Origin of the sequence: Thalassotalea euphylliae (genome assembly GCF_003390395.1) — a bacterium.
Lineage (GTDB): Bacteria > Pseudomonadota > Gammaproteobacteria > Enterobacterales > Alteromonadaceae > Thalassotalea_F > Thalassotalea_F euphylliae_C.
In genome coordinates this window covers 1,551,022-1,568,303 of record NZ_QUOV01000001.1, presented here as the reverse complement: position 1 = coordinate 1,568,303, position 17,282 = coordinate 1,551,022, and the positions used below count along the sequence as shown (strand labels likewise).

The following is a 17,282-nucleotide window of genomic DNA, read 5'->3' as shown; positions in this document are numbered from 1 at the left end:
ACTGTATTTGTAATAACAACTTGCGGGCTATTAATCGCTAATAAACTAGCCTTTTAGCTTCACGTTATTTACCCAACGTTTAACGCGTTTTTCCAATAGCGGCAGTGGCATCGCGCCGCCGCCAAGTACCGTATCGTGGAAGCCTTTGATGTCAAAACGCTCTTTTAGCGACTCTTTGGCATATTCACGCAGCTTTAGAATCTCTAACATGCCAATTTTGTAGGCTGTCGCTTGTCCCGGCCAAACAAGGTAACGACGCACCTCTGAAGTCACCGCATCTTCAGCAACAGGAGAATTCGCTTTAAAGTAATCAATCGCTTGTTGCTCTGTCCAACCCTTGGCATGCAAACCTGTATCTACCACTAACCTTACCGCGCGCCAAATCTCAGTAATCAAGCGGCCAAAATCAGAATAATCATTTTCATAAGCACCCATCTCTTTCGCTAACAGCTCAGAGTATAGTGCCCAACCTTCTACATAAGCGGTAAACTGCGCATTAGTGCGGAATTTTGGAATACCGGTTAACTCTTTTGCTATCGAAATTTGCATATGGTGACCAGGGTTACCTTCGTGATAGGCAATGGCTTCCATTTCATTTTTTGGCATAGAGCGCATGTCTGAAAGGTGAGCGTAGTAAACACCGGGACGAGAGCCGTCAGCGGTGCCCGGGAAGTAATGCTGAGCAGCGCCATCTTGCTCTCTAAAAGGTTCAACACGTTTTACCACTAAATCAGCTTTGGGCAAAATACCAAAATAATTCGGCAATTGGCCTTTAATGTAGTCTAAATACGCTTCGGAGTCGGTAATATAACCTTGGCGGCCTTCATCGCTATTTGGGTAAAAGAATTGATCATCCGTTTTAATAAACTGGAAAAAGGCTTGTAAATCCCCTTCAAATCCAACCTTTTCTTTAATCGCTTTCATTTCACCAATTAAACGCTCAACCTCAGCTAAGCCAAGTGCATGGATCTCTTCTGCGGTTAAGTCTGTGGTGGTGGAATGCTTGAGGCGCATATTATAAAAATCAACGCCATTTGGCTGTTTCGCCACACCGGTAGCAATTTCATCAGCATTAACGATATCTTTTTCAAACCAAGCAACTAGGGCTTGGTAAGCAGGTAAGTAGTCATTAACGAGCACGGCTTTGGTTTGCGCAAGTAACTCTGCTGCTTGTGTTTCATCGAGCTTACCCGCTTCGGTCAACGCCTTTACTTTTGCTTTTGCATCAGCCCAAAGAGGCGCATCTTGTGCGTTTTCATCATCGCTAAAAGGTAGCCCCGTGATCACGTTTTTTGATTGTTCAATCACACCTTGGTAGGCAAACTTTGGAGGTCTAACACCATATTCAGCATGCTCTTTGGCACGCGAAAGTAAACTTGTTAATGCGCTTGATAAGCCAACAATGCGTTTGTTGTATGCTTGCATGTCACTAACGTCTTCAACTTTATGAAAGTTAATCATAAATTGGGTTAAAAACGCTTGTGCACCATTCATTTGAGTAAAGACATAACCGTTTTTCGGGAATTCAGCCGCTTCTTTTGCTTGCTGATATTGATAAAGCCATAAGTCATAAGACTCTTTTGCGTCATCGTCTAATTTTTCGTAATTAAACTTCCCCTTTAGTTCATTCACACTCGCCGCTTGCCAATCCAATAAAGCTTGTTCTTCTTCACGAGTCATGGCATTAAATTCGTCATAGCGATCTTTGCGGCCAAGGAAGGTCATCATTAGCGGGTTCATTTGTAACTGCTGTTCGTATTTTTCATCGAACCATATATTTAGCTTTTCAGACTCCGTCATAACCGACTGAGCAATACTAGATGGGTTTTCTGCAGCATTTTGAGCGTTGGCTTGAGCATTTGTGCTTTCACCAGTGTTATTACTTGGTTGGCAAGCTGCCAATACGGCGACAGCACAGGCAGTGAAAATAAAGGTACGCATCTGACTTCCCTATATCATTATTATCGTTATATTGTTAGCTATTGATAATAGCCAACTTTTTAAACGCCTAGCAAGAAAATATAAACACTTATGCTTTGAAGAAAATCAAGCGTGATAGCTAAACCAGACTTACTACGGCTCTTTAACTATGCTCCTTTACCTGAGGCCGTTTAACTAAAAACGACACAGATCATTTTTTATTGGCAGCCAACAAGGTAAAATGCCGCCTCTTTTGTTATCTGATCAAACAACGAATTACTCTCTATGCAAGCTGAACACCAAGCATTACTTGAACCAATAAACCAGTTTTTACAGTGCTCAACACCTCAAGCGTGGATCGAAGCCGCGAAAAAGCCCGAAAACTTACCGATGGTGTTACTGGATCATCTGGTTTGTGAGTTAAAAGCAGGTCAGCAAGCGATGTACTTAATTCGCAAGTATGCCGTAGATAAAGAAAGCGGCGACGCTTTGCTCAAGTGGTTAGAACCATTTGAACGCTTAATTTATAAAAAAGAAGGCGATTGGCGCGAACTCGCCGATAAAAACAAATTATCTAAATCAGTGCTGCCTAAATCTAATTCGCCTTATGGTCAGGATTTGATCGATAAAATGGTGTTACTGATTAAAGAAGAGTTACATCACTTCTATCAAGTGCTAGAAATCATGGACGAATACAATATTGAATACCGAAGCATTACGCCTGCTCGCTATGCTAAAGGACTAATCCGCAATGTGAAAACTTATGAGCCAGACACGTTAATCGATAAGCTCATTATTGGTGCCTATATCGAAGCGCGTTCATGCGAACGATTTGCAGCACTAGCGCCACACGTGGATAAGCGACTTAGCGACTTCTATATCTCGCTATTAAGAAGTGAAGCACGCCACTACCAAGACTATTTAGCACTTGCTAAACAAATCGCTGGCGAAGGTAATGAAGATAAAGTAGAAGAGCGAATTAAGTTCTTTGGTGAAATTGAAGCTGAATTAATTTCGTCGCCAGATACTGATTTTAAATTCCATAGTGGTGTGCCGGCGTAAAATCAACCTCGGTTACGAACAAGTTAATTCCTAATAGCTTGGCAAAACACCAAGCACAGCAAAAAGCTAACAGCGCAGCGCGCTACTAATTCACTAATTAGCGCGCTCTTGTTATACTCTTCTCGACTCTTATATTCTCGCCTCTTACTTTAAGGCTTTAATTGTCTTATTCGTGAAACCGACATGAGTAATAGTATGCCCGCAGCTAAATAGCTTGGCTCTGGCACCTCAACAGGCGATGCTGATAGTGCTGTACCATTGACCGTAATGTTCCTAAACGCAATTGCTTCAGTGCCACCATTGGTATTAGCAGAAATTCTTATCCCAAGCGTGCTTCCAGTGTTAACAATCATTTGGCTAAATGATGTAAAACTATTGGTTAGGTTAACGCCGCTGACAGCCATAGGATCGTCCAACGTCGTCGTATTACCATTTTCCAATTGATAAGTCTGCTGACCTGCATTGTCAGCAGTACCGGAAAGCATTAACTGCCAAGCACCACCATCTAATTGATATTCGATCGAGAAAATATCACTTGGTTCAAAATCTCCCATTGCGGCAATATCAATTGCCAAACTTAACTGATTAAAACCATTAATATCAAACTGCCAAATAGCATTAACATCGCCACTCAGATTATCGGGATTAGTGGTATCAACTAGGCCAAAAAATGGCGCAGTGTCTGCAGCTTTAATTATGCCTAAACTATCGTTGGCTGAGGCCAATGAATCATCTAAGAAAACAAGTGGTATTGAGCCTGCTCCTCGGCGATAAATTTGAGTACCATCACTTGATGAGCCAAATGCATCTGTAAATGCATTTTGATAGCTAATTAGGCCTACCGAGGCTTGGTTAGATAGGTCTCGTCCAATTAATGTGGCCGAGGCAGAGGTTGCTGTTAAGGCACAAATGACACACCAAAGTCCAAGCAGAAAAGCTTGTGTTTTCATAAACTAATATCCTTATTGTTGTTGATGTAATCCATTTACAACAAGAATTTTAGTCCAGAAAAACAAAACCGCCACTCGAGTTAGCTCATAGGTGGCGGTTTTAGCTAGTAGCAAGTAGTAATTTTTACTTTAAGATTGTATCAACTGTACCTTGGGCCAATGGATGGTAGCCTGGGCGAGCTTGCTGATAAACACGTGTTGCCCACGCTTTACCTTGCTCGGTTTCTGCTAACTTTTTATAAAGTGGCACAATTAATTTGCGACGACCAATGCCCACTAAATATTTTTCCATTGCGGGGAATACGGCATCGTAGCCAGTGCGCAGCGCTAATAAATACCAAGCGTGAGCTTTTTCAGCATTAGTGCTATTGGTTAGGTTGAACTGCTTATCTAATGCTTGCATTTGCACTTGGCTGATGGTTAACGGAAGGTTATTAATGAAATGCAGCCATTGATGCACAGTCCACTCAGTTGTTGGTAGTGCGTCTACTGACAATGTTCCAGTAATGAAGTCATTAATTTGCGTATCAATGATGGTAAATGCATTAGATTTAGGCTTTGGCACGTAGCTTGGTAGCCCTTGCTCAAAAATCCATTCGTTAATCTCTTCTTGAGAAACAATACCTGGGTGCTTTGCTAATAGCTCAGAGTCAATGTATTTAACGAATGCTGCAGTGCCTAGCGGTTGGAAAGCATGGTCGTCAAAATACTTGCGTACAAACTTATCAAATATTTCACGGCCAAATTTTTGCTCTAGGTAAATCAGGAATAATTGACCTTTCGTGTACGGTACACCAGAGAACGCATCGTCTGGGTCTCGACCCACTAAATCAATGTATAACTGCGTATCACCCGGCGCTAATTCTGCGATTTCATAGCTTAAGCCTTGCGCGTCTAACGACTGCTCCATTACAGCGCGATCTCGACCAAACACGCGCTCCATGATGCGGTTTTCAACATAGCTGGTAAAACCTTCGTTTAACCATAAATCGCGCCAGCTTTCGTTCGTCACTAAATTACCTGACCAAGAATGTGCTAACTCGTGGGCGATTAAGTTGACCAAACTTTTATCACCAGCAATAACGGTTGGAGTGATAAAAGATAGTCTCGGATTTTCCATGCCACCAAACGGGAAGCTAGGTGGCAAAATTAGTAAATCGTAACGGCCCCAACGGTATTCACCATACATTGCTTCCGTTGCATCAATCATAGCTTGGGTGTCATCAAATTCGGCAACCGCAGAGTCTACTAAGCTAGGCTCGGCGTAAATACCGGTAATGTCACTCATTGGTTTGAACACCAAATCGCCTGCTGCAATCGCAATTAAGTATGGCGGTACCGCTTGTGGCATATCGAAGAAATAGTCGCCATCGCGCTTAGTGTCTGGATCATTATTGGCACTCATCACTGCCAATACGTTATCAGGCGTTGAAATACGTGCTGTGTATGTCATACGAACACTTGGCGTGTCTTGCACCGGGATCCAAGAACGAGCGTGAATTGCTTGGTTTTGGCTAAACATAAATGGCAGTTTTTTGCCCGCAGTTTGCGCTGGCGTTAGCCATTGTAAACCTGAAGCCTTGGCGGTCGATTCGTAATAGATTCTGAGTTTGTCAGCTTTAATACGCGCATTGACCGTTAATTTGCTGCCCAAAACCTTGTCGCGAGGTGCCAGTGTATAGTCAGCTTTTTGCCAAGCACCACCCGTGCCCTTTGCCATCACGCGATGAATAATCAAGTCGCGCGTATCTAAATAAATTGGCTGCTTGTTATCGACTAACCACTTTAAATCTAGCTCGGCAAATCCTTTTAACGCCTTGTTGTCAAAATCAATGGCCAAATCTAGGTAGGTATGTGTAGTTATTACTTGATCATAATTTGCGTAGGTATAGGCATCTTTCGTTTGTGCAAATGCGCTGCCAACCAGCCCAGCACAAAACACTAATGCCGTTATTATTCTTTTCATTAGTTTTTCTCGTGAATGAAGGAGACAAAAAAATATGGCTGTAAGTTAACCCTAACCTACAGCCATATTCAATATTTGTTAGCAGTATATGCTATTAGAATTCGATCGGCTTTTCCATGTGAATAACCACACGACGGTTCTGGCCGCGACCCAAGATAGTTTCATTTGATGCAATATGGCGCTTTTCACCATAGCCTTTGGCTTCGATACGGCTTGTATCAATGCCGTTTTTTACAAAATATTCGCGAATTTTGTTCGCACGGCGTTTTGATAACTCTAAGTTATTCCAACGGCCACCGTAGCTGTCTGAATACGCATCAATCAACACCAGTTCTAACTCAGTGTCTAGTTTTAAGTACTGTGAGATCATCGCCATTCTGCGCTCTGATGCTTTAGTAAACTTGTCACTGTTTGATTGATAATTAAGTACGGTATACGAAATATCGTCGAAGCTATAATTTAATAAGTTGCCAACACAGCCAACAAATTCTTTGTAAGCACGCATAAAACGCGCATTGGATAAACCAACAGATATTTTGTCGTTGTCACTATACCAATCGTTGTAGTAAAACGTTGGATTCATGCCCTGCTCAAGTTCGCTTAGCATAGTCCACGCAACTTTCTTATCTAAACTCGGTGAAAACTGCTTGTATAGCTTCATATCAGCGATAGTGTAGCTGTTCATGCCAGGGCGATAATTCGGCGCGACAGATCTTACCTCAGCAAGCGAGTAGTTATCTGGCAAACGCAGCATATCAAGTTCAAACAGCATGTTATTATTGCGGTTTGCTTTACTGACAAATTTAGCTTCGCCGTAATTGGGAATGTTGTGCGATAACGTACAATTTAATCGAGAATTATTGGTAACCTGCCAGTGTGAATTTTCCAAAGATGCAGTATATTGACGAACACCAGCATTAGCAGTACTTGCTGTTAAAATGGAAGCCACAGCAAGGCTAGTACCCATAATTGTACCTAGCTTTTGACCTACTTTACTCAAACAACAACTTAAACGACAACTTGTATCTAATTTGAAAAATGACATCTTTTGCGAAACCTTGCCTAGCGTGGAAAGCAACAAATTATTCATAACAGGAACTTACATTCTTTATCCGACAGGTTTTTATCGGCATTTATTTCACTAACTTTAGCGATAATTCGCGCATTTTTAAATTGCTAATGTCGAGATTAACATGATTTTTTGCGATAATGCCTCGCAATTTAGGCTAGATCAAAAAAAGCATGTCAGACGTTGTAAACACTAATGCCGAACCCACCACTGAAAAATCACTTTTTGCTCAACGGTTTCGCGGTTATTTCCCTGTTGTTATTGATGTTGAAACCGCTGGTTTTAATGCCAAAACAGATGCCCTATTAGAAATTGCAGCCAGCGTATTATCTCTTGATGAAAACACTGGTGAACTGAGTATCGACGAAAGCATATGTTTTAACATTGAGCCGTTCGAAGGTGCAAACTTGGAGCCATCAGCACTGGCTTTTACTGGTATTGACCCTACTCACCCACTGCGCGGTAATGTCCAAGAAGCGCATGCACTCAAAGAAATATTTAAATTAGTTAGAAAGAAAATGAAGGCAGCTGGTTGCCAGCGCGCTGTGATGGTTGCCCACAATGCCGCCTTTGATTTAGGTTTTCTTAATGCAGCAGTGGAACGTTGCAATATTAAACGCAGTCCGTTTCACCCGTTTGTAAGCTTTGATACCACCACGTTATCTGGCCTTGCCTTTGGGCAAACCGTGTTAGCAAAAGCGTGTGAAGCAGCACAAATTGATTTTGACAACAGCGAAGCCCATTCAGCCCTGTACGATACAGAAAAAACAGCGGAGCTGTTCTGCACAATTGTTAACAAGTGGCGTAGTTTAGGCGGCTGGCCATTAGGCTGACGAATTGATGTAAAGTAATATTCAGCACACAATAAAAGAACAGATAATAATAAAAAAGCCCGATTGAGCGTGTCAATCGGGCTTTTTTCTGTTTAGAAACTATTAATACAACAAGAAAATACTATGAGTTTTCTTCGGTGTTCATTTTCGCCGCAGCTTCTTTAATAACGGTTTGCAGCTCACCCTGTTGGAACATTTCTAGAATAATGTCACAACCGCCAATTAGCTCGCCTTCAACCCATAGTTGAGGGAATGTTGGCCAATCAGCATATTGTGGAAGTTCAGCACGAATATCTGGATTTTGTAAAATATCAACAAAAGCGAATTTTTCACCACAAGACATTAGCGCTTGAGCCGCTTGCGCTGAGAAACCACAGCTTGGTAGTTTTGGCGAACCCTTCATGTAAAGTAAAATAGAGTTCTCAGCAATTTGCTGTTTAATGCGTTCAATCGTTTCCATAATAACCTCTTGTGATAACTACGCGTTGACTATGCACATAACTATGCGATAACAATGATTGATATGGGCAGTTAACGATATTTTCAACACCAACCTACCAACAAATAAAAATCATCTATTTTATAGCGTTAAAGCCTTGATAATAGCGCTAGCAATACCTATAAATTTCGGTACACTATGCGTGGCTTCAAAAAACCTGAGTATTTTACTAGGTTTTTCAGAAAAACAAACCTATAGATGAGTTTGTTTAAGAATAAAATTTTCTAATCAATATAAATTTCTGGAGAATAACATGGCTATTGAATTACCAGCTTTACCGTATGCAATGGACGCATTAGCACCTCATATTTCACAAGAAACTTTAGAGTTCCACTACGGTAAGCATCACAACACTTACGTAGTTAAATTAAACGGCTTAATTGAAGGTACTGACTTTGCGGGTAAATCTCTAGAAGAAATCGTTAAGTCTTCAGAAGGCGGTGTATTTAACAACGCTGCACAAATCTGGAACCACACTTTCTACTGGAACAGCTTAAGCCCGAACGGTGGCGGTGAACCAACAGGTGCACTAGCTGACGCAATTAACGCTAAATTCGGTTCTTTTGAAGAATTCAAAGCGGCATTCAACGACAAAGCAGTAAACAACTTCGGCTCAAGCTGGACTTGGTTAGTTAAAACAGCTGATGGTGGTGTAGACATTGTTAACACTTCAAATGCGGCAACACCATTAACTGAAGACGGCGTAACTCCACTAATGACTGTTGATTTATGGGAACACGCTTACTACATCGACTACCGCAACTTACGTCCTAGCTACCTAGAAGCATTCTGGGCGTTAATCAACTGGGAATTTGCTTCAGCAAACTTTGCTTAATTGACCCTGTGTAAGTTGATCTTGGTTTAGCCACCAAGCGTAGCTAAACTAGCATACAATATTTATCGAAAGCCGACATTGTCGGCTTTTTTTATGCCGCAAATTCAGCGTCTTAAATACACTTAGTGAGCAAAGAAAATTACAAAAAACTGTGAGTTTTTTTCGCCGAAATCTAAAATCCAACTAAGCTTATAAATATATCCCCTGTTTTGTCGGTCTTAATTATTGTTGCCTTAATTTAGGTATGGGAGACAGTTATGAGCATTTTCACGCACTACCAATCTCGCTATGAACAGGCGCAGCAAGAAGAATTTTCTCTGCAAGAATTTCTCAATATTTGTCGTTCAGACAAAATGGCCTATGCCAGCAGTGCAGAACGCTTACTCAGCGCCATTGGCGAGCCAGAAATGATTGATACTTCCACTGAGCCCACGCTCAGCCGGATATTTTCTAATCGTGTTATTGCTCGTTACCCCGCATTCAAAGATTTCTATGGTATGGAAGATGCCATAGAGCAAATTGTTTCCTACCTAAAACACGCTGCACAAGGCTTAGAAGAGCAAAAGCAAATTCTTTACTTGCTTGGCCCCGTTGGTGGCGGTAAATCATCATTAGCAGAAAAGCTGAAGGCGCTAATGCAGCAAGAGCCCATATACGTATTAAGCGCTAATGGTGAACGCAGCCCAGTTAACGATCACCCTTTTTGCTTATTTAGCCCTGACGCCGATGGCAAAATTTTACAAGAAGAATACGGCATTCCAGCCCGTTATTTAACGTCTATTATTTCACCATGGGCAGCTAAACGTCTGCACGAATTTAAAGGCGATATTGCCCAATTTAAAGTCGTTAAAGTATACCCGTCTATCTTGGATCAAATCGCCATTGCGAAAACTGAACCAGGGGATGATAACAACCAAGATATTTCGGCATTGGTAGGTAAAGTCGATATCCGCCAATTAGAGCATTTTGCTCAGAATGACCCAGATGCATACAGCTACTCAGGCGCGCTGTGCCGCGCTAATCAGGGGGTGATGGAATTTGTTGAGATGTTTAAAGCACCAATTAAAGTGCTACACCCGCTACTAACCGCAACACAAGAAGGTAATTACAACCCAACTGAAGGATTATCGGCGCTACCTTTTAGCGGTATGATTCTAGCGCATTCCAATGAAAGCGAATGGCAGACTTTTAGAAACAATAAAAACAATGAAGCGTTTCTCGACCGCGTTTATATTGTAAAAGTGCCTTACTGTATGCGTATTTCTGAAGAAGTTAAAATTTACAGGAAACTAATTGAAAACAGTGAGTTAAAAGAGGCACAATGCGCACCAGACACATTAGAAACCCTAGCGCAATTCTCAGTGTTATCACGCTTGAAAGAGCCTGATAATTCAAGCATTTATTCAAAAATGCGAGTTTATGATGGCGAGAGCCTAAAAGACACCGATCCTAAAGCTAAATCTTACCAAGAGTATCGCGACTATGCGGGTATTGATGAGGGTATGTCAGGGTTATCAACCCGCTTCGCCTTTAAGATTCTATCGCGTGTGTTTAACTTCGATCATTTAGAAGTGGCTGCCAACCCTGTGCACCTGTTTTATGTACTCGAACAGCAGGTAGAGCGGGAACAACTTCCCAAAGAAACCCAAGAGCGTTACTTAGAATTTATCAAAGGTTACTTAACACCGAAGTACATCGAGTTTATTGGTAAAGAAATACAAACGGCATATTTAGAGTCGTATTCAGAATATGGTCAAAACATATTTGACCGCTATGTCACCTATGCCGATTTCTGGATTCAAGACCAAGAATATCGCGATGCTGAAACAGGCCAACTATTTGACCGAGAGGCATTGAATAACGAATTAGAAAAAATCGAAAAGCCGGCAGGCATTAGCAACCCCAAAGACTTTCGTAATGAAATCGTTAATTTTGTATTGCGCGCAAAAGCGAACAACAACGGTAAAAACCCTAATTGGACAAGTTACGAAAAGCTACGCACCGTCATTGAGAAGAAAATGTTCTCAAATACGGAAGACTTGCTACCGGTTATTTCATTTAACACCAAAACTTCAACTGACGATCAACAGAAACACGACGATTTTGTCGAACGTATGATGAGCAAAGGCTACACCAAGAAGCAAGTGCGACTGTTATCTGAATGGTATTTGCGCGTAAGAAAGTCGTCTTAGCGAAGATGAAACAGCTAGGCCGTTAAGGAGTTGCAGTATGGCGAACTTTATTGACAGACGATTAAATAGTAAGAATAAAAGTACGGTTAACCGCCAACGTTTTATTCGACGCTATAAAAGCCAGATCAAAAAGTCGGTTTCCGATGCCATTAATAAGCGCGGTGTCACTGACGTTGATAGTGGCGAAAGCATTACTATTCCTAAAAAAGACTTAAGCGAACCGATATTTCACCAAGGCAATGGTGGTATTCGCGACCGTGTTCATCCCGGTAATGATCAATTTACGCCCGGCGATCGCATTAATCGACCACCACAAGGTGCAGGCCAAGGCTCAGGTAATGGAAATGCGAGTAACTCTGGCGAGGGGGAAGACGATTTTGTCTTCTCCATCTCCAAAGATGAATACCTCGATTTACTGTTCGAAGACTTAGCACTACCTAACCTTGAAAAGAATCAACTAGACAAGTTAGTTGAATATAAAACGGTGCGCAGTGGCTTCTGTGCTGAAGGTGTGCCAGCAAATATTGATATAGTTAAATCACTACAAGGGTCTATTGCTCGTCGAATCGCCATGACATCAAATAAACGCCGCGAGCTCAAAGAGTGTCAAGCGGCGCTTGCTAAGCTCGAGGCCGACCCACACGATCATATTCAAGAAGAAAAGGCGCTCAAGCAGCAAATAAGCGAATTAAAAGAGAAAATCAGTAAAGTACCTTTTATTGACACCTTTGATTTACGTTATCGCAACTATGCAAAACAAGCCGTTCCAACATCAAAGGCGGTTATGTTCTGCTTAATGGATGTCTCCGGTTCTATGGATCAAGCCACGAAAGACATCGCTAAACGGTTTTATATTTTGCTTTATCTCTTTTTAACGCGAACCTACAAAGAGATTGATGTTGTTTACATACGTCATCACACCCAAGCGAAAGAAGTAGACGAACAAGAGTTTTTCTACTCACAGGAAACCGGTGGCACTATCGCCTCGAGCGCACTTGAACTGATGACTGAAATTATACAAGACAGATACAGCGCAAACGATTGGAATATTTATGGTGCGCAAGCATCAGATGGCGATAACTGGGCCGACGATTCACCCCTGTGTAAACAGTTATTGATGAATAAAATTTTACCTAAATCTCGTTATTTTAGTTATATCGAAATCACGCAACGTGCTCATCAAACCTTGTGGCACCAATATCAAGAAGTGGCTAGTCAATGTAGTTATTTTGCCATGCGCCATATAAAGTCAGTTGAAGATATTTACCCAGTATTTAGAGAGCTGTTCAAAAAAGACGAAAAATCTGCCGCATAACCAAACTCAACGCCGCAATAAAGTGATTAAGGAGCGTTATGACTACACGCAAGCCATTAGACGACAGCCCAGATTGGACATTTGAAAAGCTCGAACAATATCAAGCGGAAATTGCCCGCGTTGCCGAATATTACCAACTCGACACTTACCCCAACCAAATTGAAGTGATTACTGCCGAGCAAATGATGGACGCTTACGCTAGCGTTGGTATGCCTATTGGCTACAACCATTGGACCTTTGGCAAAAAATTTATCCAAACAGAGCGCACCTACAAGCGCGGTCAAATGGGTTTAGCTTATGAAATTGTCATCAACTCAGATCCCTGTATTTCCTATTTAATGGAAGAAAACACCATGACCATGCAGGCACTTGTCATGGCGCATGCTTGTTATGGGCATAACTCATTTTTCAAAGGAAATTACCTGTTTAAATCATGGACAGATGCAAGTTCAATTATCGACTACTTACTCTTTGCAAAAAATTACGTTGCCAAATGTGAGCACAAATATGGCATTGATGACGTTGAAGCTACATTGGATGCCTGCCATGCGCTCATGAATCACGGTGTTGATCGCTACAAACGCCCACAAAAGATATCGTTAGATGAAGAATTAAAGCGCCAAGAAGAGCGAGAAGCTTACTTGCAATCACAAGTGAATGACTTGTGGCGCACCCTGCCAACTCAATCAACGGAAAAACAAAAAAACAAAACCCGTTTTCCAAGTGAACCGCAGGAAAACATTTTGTATTTCATCGAGAAAAATGCCCCCTTGCTCCAGCCATGGCAACGAGAGATTGTCCGAATTGTTCGCAAAATATCTCAGTACTTTTACCCGCAAAAGCAAACTCAAGTAATGAATGAAGGTTGGGCTTGTTTTTGGCACTACACCATACTGAATCATTTGTATGATGAGGGCTTGCTAAGCGACAAATTTATGTTGGAGTTCTTGCATAGTCACACCAACGTTGTTGCGCAACCAGAATACAATAGCCCCTATTACTCTGGCATTAACCCCTATGCATTAGGGTTTAATATGTTTATGGATATCCGTCGAATATGTGAAAATCCAACAGCAGAAGACAAACGTTGGTTTCCTGATATAGCAGGCACTAACTGGCTTGAAACTGTGCATTTTGCTATGCAAAACTTTAAAGACGAAAGTTTTATTAGCCAGTTTCTTTCACCGAAAATCATTCGTGATTTTAAGCTATTCCATATTCATGACAACGACAAATTTAATTACATTGAAGTTGGCGCAATACACAACGATATTGGCTATCAGCAAATTCGCTCCACACTATCTAACCAATACAATTTAAGTAATCTAGAGGCCAATATTCAGATTGTAGACGCCAATGTTAATGGCGATCGTTCACTGACGTTAAAGCATACGCCATACAACAAAGTACCACTTGGTGACTCAAAAGATGAGGTGCTTAAACATTTGCATTACTTATGGCAATTCGACGTTAAGCTGGTACAAGAAGATGAGTTTGGTGATGAAATAGCGCTAGCGAGTTGCCCACTAGCGCAAGAAGATGAAACATAAAACCAATACCTAAGGGCCTAATCCCCTAAAACACGCCTAAAAAGAGATTTCTAAACAAAGAAGGGCTTGCTAAACAAAGATCGTTTTACAATCGACCATTGCCGCCGCCGTTACCTACTCTGCTATAGCTGACGAATAAAAAGGAGTAATCAGAAAGCCCTTCAACACCATCACTAGCAAAGTGACTCCAAACCTTTTAGTCACTGTTAACGCAAATGAGCAAATTAACGCTAATTCAAATTACCACGCAAAATCGATGCATCGCAGCACCATTAGACTGCGATGCGCTATTCTTCGTCGGTTAACATTAACCACCGTTGACTTCTTTGCCAGTAAAGCCTTGTAAGAATAGGTTAGCAAAATCTGTTGAATCGGCGATATCTGCACGTTGCATACAAGTTAAGCGCTCAGCACAAGTCTTCCCTTTAAAGCGCGTTCCTGTCGCTTTAATTCCTTGCCTAAAGGTCATCAATTGCTTATTGAAGGTAGTTTGTAGCGGAGGAGAAGTGATGGTAATAATTTCGATGTTATCGTCATACCAAGCGAGTTCACCATCTTTTTTAGCCACCAACGGTTTTTCGTTCATCTTGGCATAAAGCTTTGGAAAGGCCTTTTCTGGTGTTTCGTACTTAGCAGTAATAAATTTAATAACATTCGGGATTTGCTCATACTTGCGAGCGTATGATTTAGCGAAATGTTCATCGGCAAGGGCAAGGTCCTGCACGCCATATTTTTCATCTAAGAACATCATACCGAGTAAAAAGTCTGCACCGTCGTATTCATACTTAGCGGCTTTTTCAAGATAGTCTTGAGCGTCATCAATATCTTGCAATTCCTTACTGGTCATAAAAATGTAACCCGCTTTAAATTGCGCCGAGGTATAACCAGCACGAGCAGCCTTTTTAAAGTACTTTAACGCCATTTTTTCATTTTTAGGCGTACCATAGCCGTGGTGATAAAATTGCCCTAACGTTAGCATTGCCAGCGAATGCCCTCGTTTAGCAGCCTTTTTGTATTGCTTGAAGTAATTTATACAAGAGTCTGTATTACATTCATCTATTTTTTCTGCAAATGCCGACGTTGAGCCAAGCATCATAATGGCGACCAGTGTGCCAATAAAGAAAGAGTGTTTTATCATTTTATGCCTATCCTTGATTAACAATTTAAAGTTATATGTTCCTGCACGCTCTTAAGTAAACATTTTAAAGCAGGTTTAGGTGTTTACTATTGGGCATAAGCATTTCCGCTAAAACCATCTAAAAATAGGTGCCTAAAATCAGTTGCGTCGGCAATCTCTGCACGTTGCAAGCAGGTCAAGCGCTCGACACAGGTTTTGCCTTTAAAGCGAGTACCTGTTGATTTAATGGCTTTGCGAAAAGTGACCAACTGTCGATTAAACGTTGTTTGTAAAGGCGGAGAAGTAATGGTGATAACCTCTACACCATCGTCATACCACGCCAATTCACCATTTTCATTGGTCACGAGCGGCTTTTGATTCAACAAACTGTAAAGTTCAGGAAAGGCTTTATCCGGCGACTCATATTTGGCATTAATAAACTTCACCACATTAGGTAGTTGCTCGTGTTTTCTTTGATAAGCATTGGCGAAATGATTGTCAGCTTTAGCCAAGTCTTGAACGCCATATTTTTCATCTAAGTACATCATACCTAAGAGGAAGTCGGCACCGTCATACTCATATTTTGCTGCTTTTTCTAGGTAATCTTGAGCTTTATCTAGATCTTGCAAGTCCTTGCTAGTCATATAAATATAACCAGCTTTAAATTGTGCTGATGTATAACCAGCACGGGCAGCTTTTTTGAAAAACTTTAACGCCATTTTTTCGTTTTTAGGTGTGCCATAACCATGATGATAAAACTGACCTAACGTCAGCATCGCCAGTGAGTGTCCGCGCTTGGCGGCCTTTCTGTATTGTTCGAAGTAGTTGATACACGTATCGGTATTGCACTCGTCTATTTTCTCTGCAAGCGCACTACCACCGAGAAATTGTATAAGCACAAATGCTGCGCCAAAAATGGTGATTCTTTTAGTCATGTTCATTCCTTTACTAAATCAACAGAGTCCTTTAACAGCTTAGCTCATCGTTGATATTTTAGTCATTCCATTAAACTTTAGAGGTACTATACCCATAAATAAACACCGTTTATCACCATTAACCAACCACTTATCACAATGAAATATTTATTTACATTTGCCCATAAAAAAAACGGGTAAAGGCTAAGCCTTTACCCGTTTTTTTATTGGAACTAATGCGTTTTATTCAGCGAGTTCTTTTAACACTTCATCTTTCAATTCAAGCCATAATTGGCCAGATTCAACACCGTATTTACGCACCGCAAATACTGATTCGTCAAATTTGCCTGCCTTAGCTAAATCGATTAAACGCTGGTAGTAGCCACGAGAAATTTCTCGACCTCTTGGGTGTTGGAAATATAAGCCACCCAAGCGAGAATACAGCCCTCTGAAGCCATTTAAGATCAGCAAGTAAATAGAGTTGCCCGACGCCATTACCAGCTCTTTGTTAAGTCGATAATCGAAGTCAGCAAACTTTTCACCGTCATCTTCAACTTCTTTGTATGCTTCTAATAGCTCAATGGTTTTTTCAGGATTGTTCTTAATCGCACCACGCACATAAATTGCGCTAATATTAGTGCGCGCTGACATTAAGTTATCAACTAGCTCTGGAATACCTTCGTGATCAAGCTGTGCTAAGGTTTCAAGAATGTTAAGGCTAGATGTTTCCCAGAAGTTATTTACTCTTGTTGGTTTACCGTGCTTAATCGTTAGCCAGCCATCGCGTGCTAATCGCTGTAACACTTCTCGTAAAGTTGTACGAGTAACACCAATAAGTTCAGAAAGTTCGCGCTCTGCGGGTAAAATTGAGCCTGGAGGAAAGCCACCATTCCAGATAGATTCAACAATGTACTGCTCTGCAAAACCTGCTGGACTCTGTGCTTTTATTACCATTTTTTTCTTAGCCTCAATTGCCTGCTTCTTTAATTCAGACTGATTGTACCAGAACATCCAACTTGTACAACCAGTTAAGTTATCAGCTAGTGTGTGGCGAGCGCCG

General features: G+C 41.3%; 14 protein-coding genes. 6 read left to right on the top strand and 8 right to left on the bottom strand.

Annotation, left to right across the window (positions count from 1 at the left end; genetic code table 11):
- Positions 1 to 45: 45 nt before the first annotated feature.
- Positions 46 to 1,941 (bottom strand): DUF885 domain-containing protein, encoded by a 1,896-nt coding sequence (locus DXX92_RS06955; RefSeq protein ID WP_115999790.1) that lies wholly within the window; start codon positions 1,939 to 1,941, stop codon positions 46 to 48.
- Positions 1,942 to 2,205: 264 nt separating this feature from the next.
- Here DXX92_RS06955 and miaE point away from each other — a divergent pair, with 264 nt between their 5' ends.
- On the top strand, positions 2,206 to 2,982 hold the full coding sequence (miaE, locus tag DXX92_RS06950) for a tRNA isopentenyl-2-thiomethyl-A-37 hydroxylase MiaE (protein WP_115999789.1): 777 nt from the start codon (positions 2,206 to 2,208) through the stop codon (positions 2,980 to 2,982).
- A gap of 149 nt (positions 2,983 to 3,131) precedes the next feature.
- On the opposite strand, the gene DXX92_RS06945 is transcribed toward miaE, so the two are convergent.
- The 3 genes from DXX92_RS06945 to DXX92_RS06935 form a co-directional block, all read right to left on the bottom strand.
- Entirely contained in the window at positions 3,132 to 3,932 is an 801-nt protein-coding gene (locus DXX92_RS06945) for a hypothetical protein (RefSeq protein WP_115999788.1), read from the bottom strand.
- Positions 3,933 to 4,056: 124 nt separating this feature from the next.
- On the bottom strand, positions 4,057 to 5,898 hold the full coding sequence (locus tag DXX92_RS06940) for a M1 family metallopeptidase (RefSeq protein WP_115999787.1): 1,842 nt from the start codon (positions 5,896 to 5,898) through the stop codon (positions 4,057 to 4,059).
- A gap of 94 nt (positions 5,899 to 5,992) precedes the next feature.
- Positions 5,993 to 6,865 carry a flagellar protein MotY gene (locus tag DXX92_RS06935; protein ID WP_116002329.1) on the bottom strand — a complete coding sequence of 291 codons (873 nt, stop codon included), beginning with the start codon at positions 6,863 to 6,865 and terminating at the stop codon, positions 5,993 to 5,995.
- Between the two features lie 275 nt (positions 6,866 to 7,140).
- Between DXX92_RS06935 and rnt the strand changes: the two genes are divergently transcribed.
- On the top strand, positions 7,141 to 7,800 hold the full coding sequence (rnt, locus tag DXX92_RS06930) for a ribonuclease T (protein WP_115999786.1): 660 nt from the start codon (positions 7,141 to 7,143) through the stop codon (positions 7,798 to 7,800).
- 121 nt (positions 7,801 to 7,921) lie between these two features.
- Here rnt and DXX92_RS06925 read toward each other — a convergent pair whose 3' ends face one another.
- Positions 7,922 to 8,260 carry a Grx4 family monothiol glutaredoxin gene (locus tag DXX92_RS06925; RefSeq protein ID WP_115999785.1) on the bottom strand — a complete coding sequence of 113 codons (339 nt, stop codon included), beginning with the start codon at positions 8,258 to 8,260 and terminating at the stop codon, positions 7,922 to 7,924.
- A 292-nt stretch (positions 8,261 to 8,552) separates the two neighbouring features.
- Between DXX92_RS06925 and sodB the strand changes: the two genes are divergently transcribed.
- From sodB to DXX92_RS06905, 4 genes are all read left to right on the top strand, one after another.
- A complete protein-coding gene (sodB, locus tag DXX92_RS06920; protein WP_115999784.1) occupies positions 8,553 to 9,134 on the top strand; it encodes a superoxide dismutase [Fe] in 582 nt (193 codons plus the stop codon).
- A 257-nt stretch (positions 9,135 to 9,391) separates the two neighbouring features.
- Positions 9,392 to 11,326 carry a PrkA family serine protein kinase gene (locus DXX92_RS06915; protein WP_115999783.1) on the top strand — a complete coding sequence of 645 codons (1,935 nt, stop codon included), beginning with the start codon at positions 9,392 to 9,394 and terminating at the stop codon, positions 11,324 to 11,326.
- A gap of 37 nt (positions 11,327 to 11,363) precedes the next feature.
- Entirely contained in the window at positions 11,364 to 12,641 is a 1,278-nt protein-coding gene (locus tag DXX92_RS06910) for a YeaH/YhbH family protein (protein ID WP_115999782.1), read from the top strand.
- Between the two features lie 38 nt (positions 12,642 to 12,679).
- Positions 12,680 to 14,191, top strand: a complete 1,512-nt coding sequence (locus DXX92_RS06905; RefSeq protein ID WP_115999781.1) for a SpoVR family protein — start codon at positions 12,680 to 12,682, stop codon at positions 14,189 to 14,191.
- A gap of 307 nt (positions 14,192 to 14,498) precedes the next feature.
- Here the strand turns inward: DXX92_RS06905 and DXX92_RS06900 are convergent, their stop codons facing one another.
- The 3 genes from DXX92_RS06900 to fadR all read right to left on the bottom strand — a co-directional run bounded on the left by DXX92_RS06900 (position 14,499) and on the right by fadR (position 17,176).
- A complete protein-coding gene (locus tag DXX92_RS06900; protein ID WP_115999780.1) occupies positions 14,499 to 15,329 on the bottom strand; it encodes a tetratricopeptide repeat protein in 831 nt (276 codons plus the stop codon).
- 86 nt (positions 15,330 to 15,415) lie between these two features.
- Entirely contained in the window at positions 15,416 to 16,243 is an 828-nt protein-coding gene (locus DXX92_RS06895; RefSeq protein WP_181901711.1) for a tetratricopeptide repeat protein, read from the bottom strand.
- 222 nt (positions 16,244 to 16,465) lie between these two features.
- Positions 16,466 to 17,176 (bottom strand): fatty acid metabolism transcriptional regulator FadR, encoded by a 711-nt coding sequence (fadR, locus tag DXX92_RS06890; RefSeq protein WP_116002328.1) that lies wholly within the window; start codon positions 17,174 to 17,176, stop codon positions 16,466 to 16,468.
- Between the last annotated feature and the right edge of the window lie 106 nt (positions 17,177 to 17,282).

Coding starts and splice junctions, on each gene's coding strand:
- DXX92_RS06895 (WP_181901711.1), bottom strand. CDS start 16,243: ATGACTAAAAGAATCACCATTTTTGGCGCAGCATTTGTGCTTATACAA.
- DXX92_RS06940 (WP_115999787.1), bottom strand. CDS start 5,898: ATGAAAAGAATAATAACGGCATTAGTGTTTTGTGCTGGGCTGGTTGGC.
- fadR (WP_116002328.1), bottom strand. CDS start 17,176: ATGGTAATAAAAGCACAGAGTCCAGCAGGTTTTGCAGAGCAGTACATT.
- DXX92_RS06925 (WP_115999785.1), bottom strand. CDS start 8,260: ATGGAAACGATTGAACGCATTAAACAGCAAATTGCTGAGAACTCTATT.
- DXX92_RS06935 (WP_116002329.1), bottom strand. CDS start 6,865: ATGGGTACTAGCCTTGCTGTGGCTTCCATTTTAACAGCAAGTACTGCT.
- DXX92_RS06905 (WP_115999781.1), top strand. CDS start 12,680: ATGACTACACGCAAGCCATTAGACGACAGCCCAGATTGGACATTTGAA.
- DXX92_RS06900 (WP_115999780.1), bottom strand. CDS start 15,329: ATGATAAAACACTCTTTCTTTATTGGCACACTGGTCGCCATTATGATG.
- DXX92_RS06955 (WP_115999790.1), bottom strand. CDS start 1,941: ATGCGTACCTTTATTTTCACTGCCTGTGCTGTCGCCGTATTGGCAGCT.
- DXX92_RS06910 (WP_115999782.1), top strand. CDS start 11,364: ATGGCGAACTTTATTGACAGACGATTAAATAGTAAGAATAAAAGTACG.
- sodB (WP_115999784.1), top strand. CDS start 8,553: ATGGCTATTGAATTACCAGCTTTACCGTATGCAATGGACGCATTAGCA.
- miaE (WP_115999789.1), top strand. CDS start 2,206: ATGCAAGCTGAACACCAAGCATTACTTGAACCAATAAACCAGTTTTTA.
- rnt (WP_115999786.1), top strand. CDS start 7,141: ATGTCAGACGTTGTAAACACTAATGCCGAACCCACCACTGAAAAATCA.
- DXX92_RS06945 (WP_115999788.1), bottom strand. CDS start 3,932: ATGAAAACACAAGCTTTTCTGCTTGGACTTTGGTGTGTCATTTGTGCC.
- DXX92_RS06915 (WP_115999783.1), top strand. CDS start 9,392: ATGAGCATTTTCACGCACTACCAATCTCGCTATGAACAGGCGCAGCAA.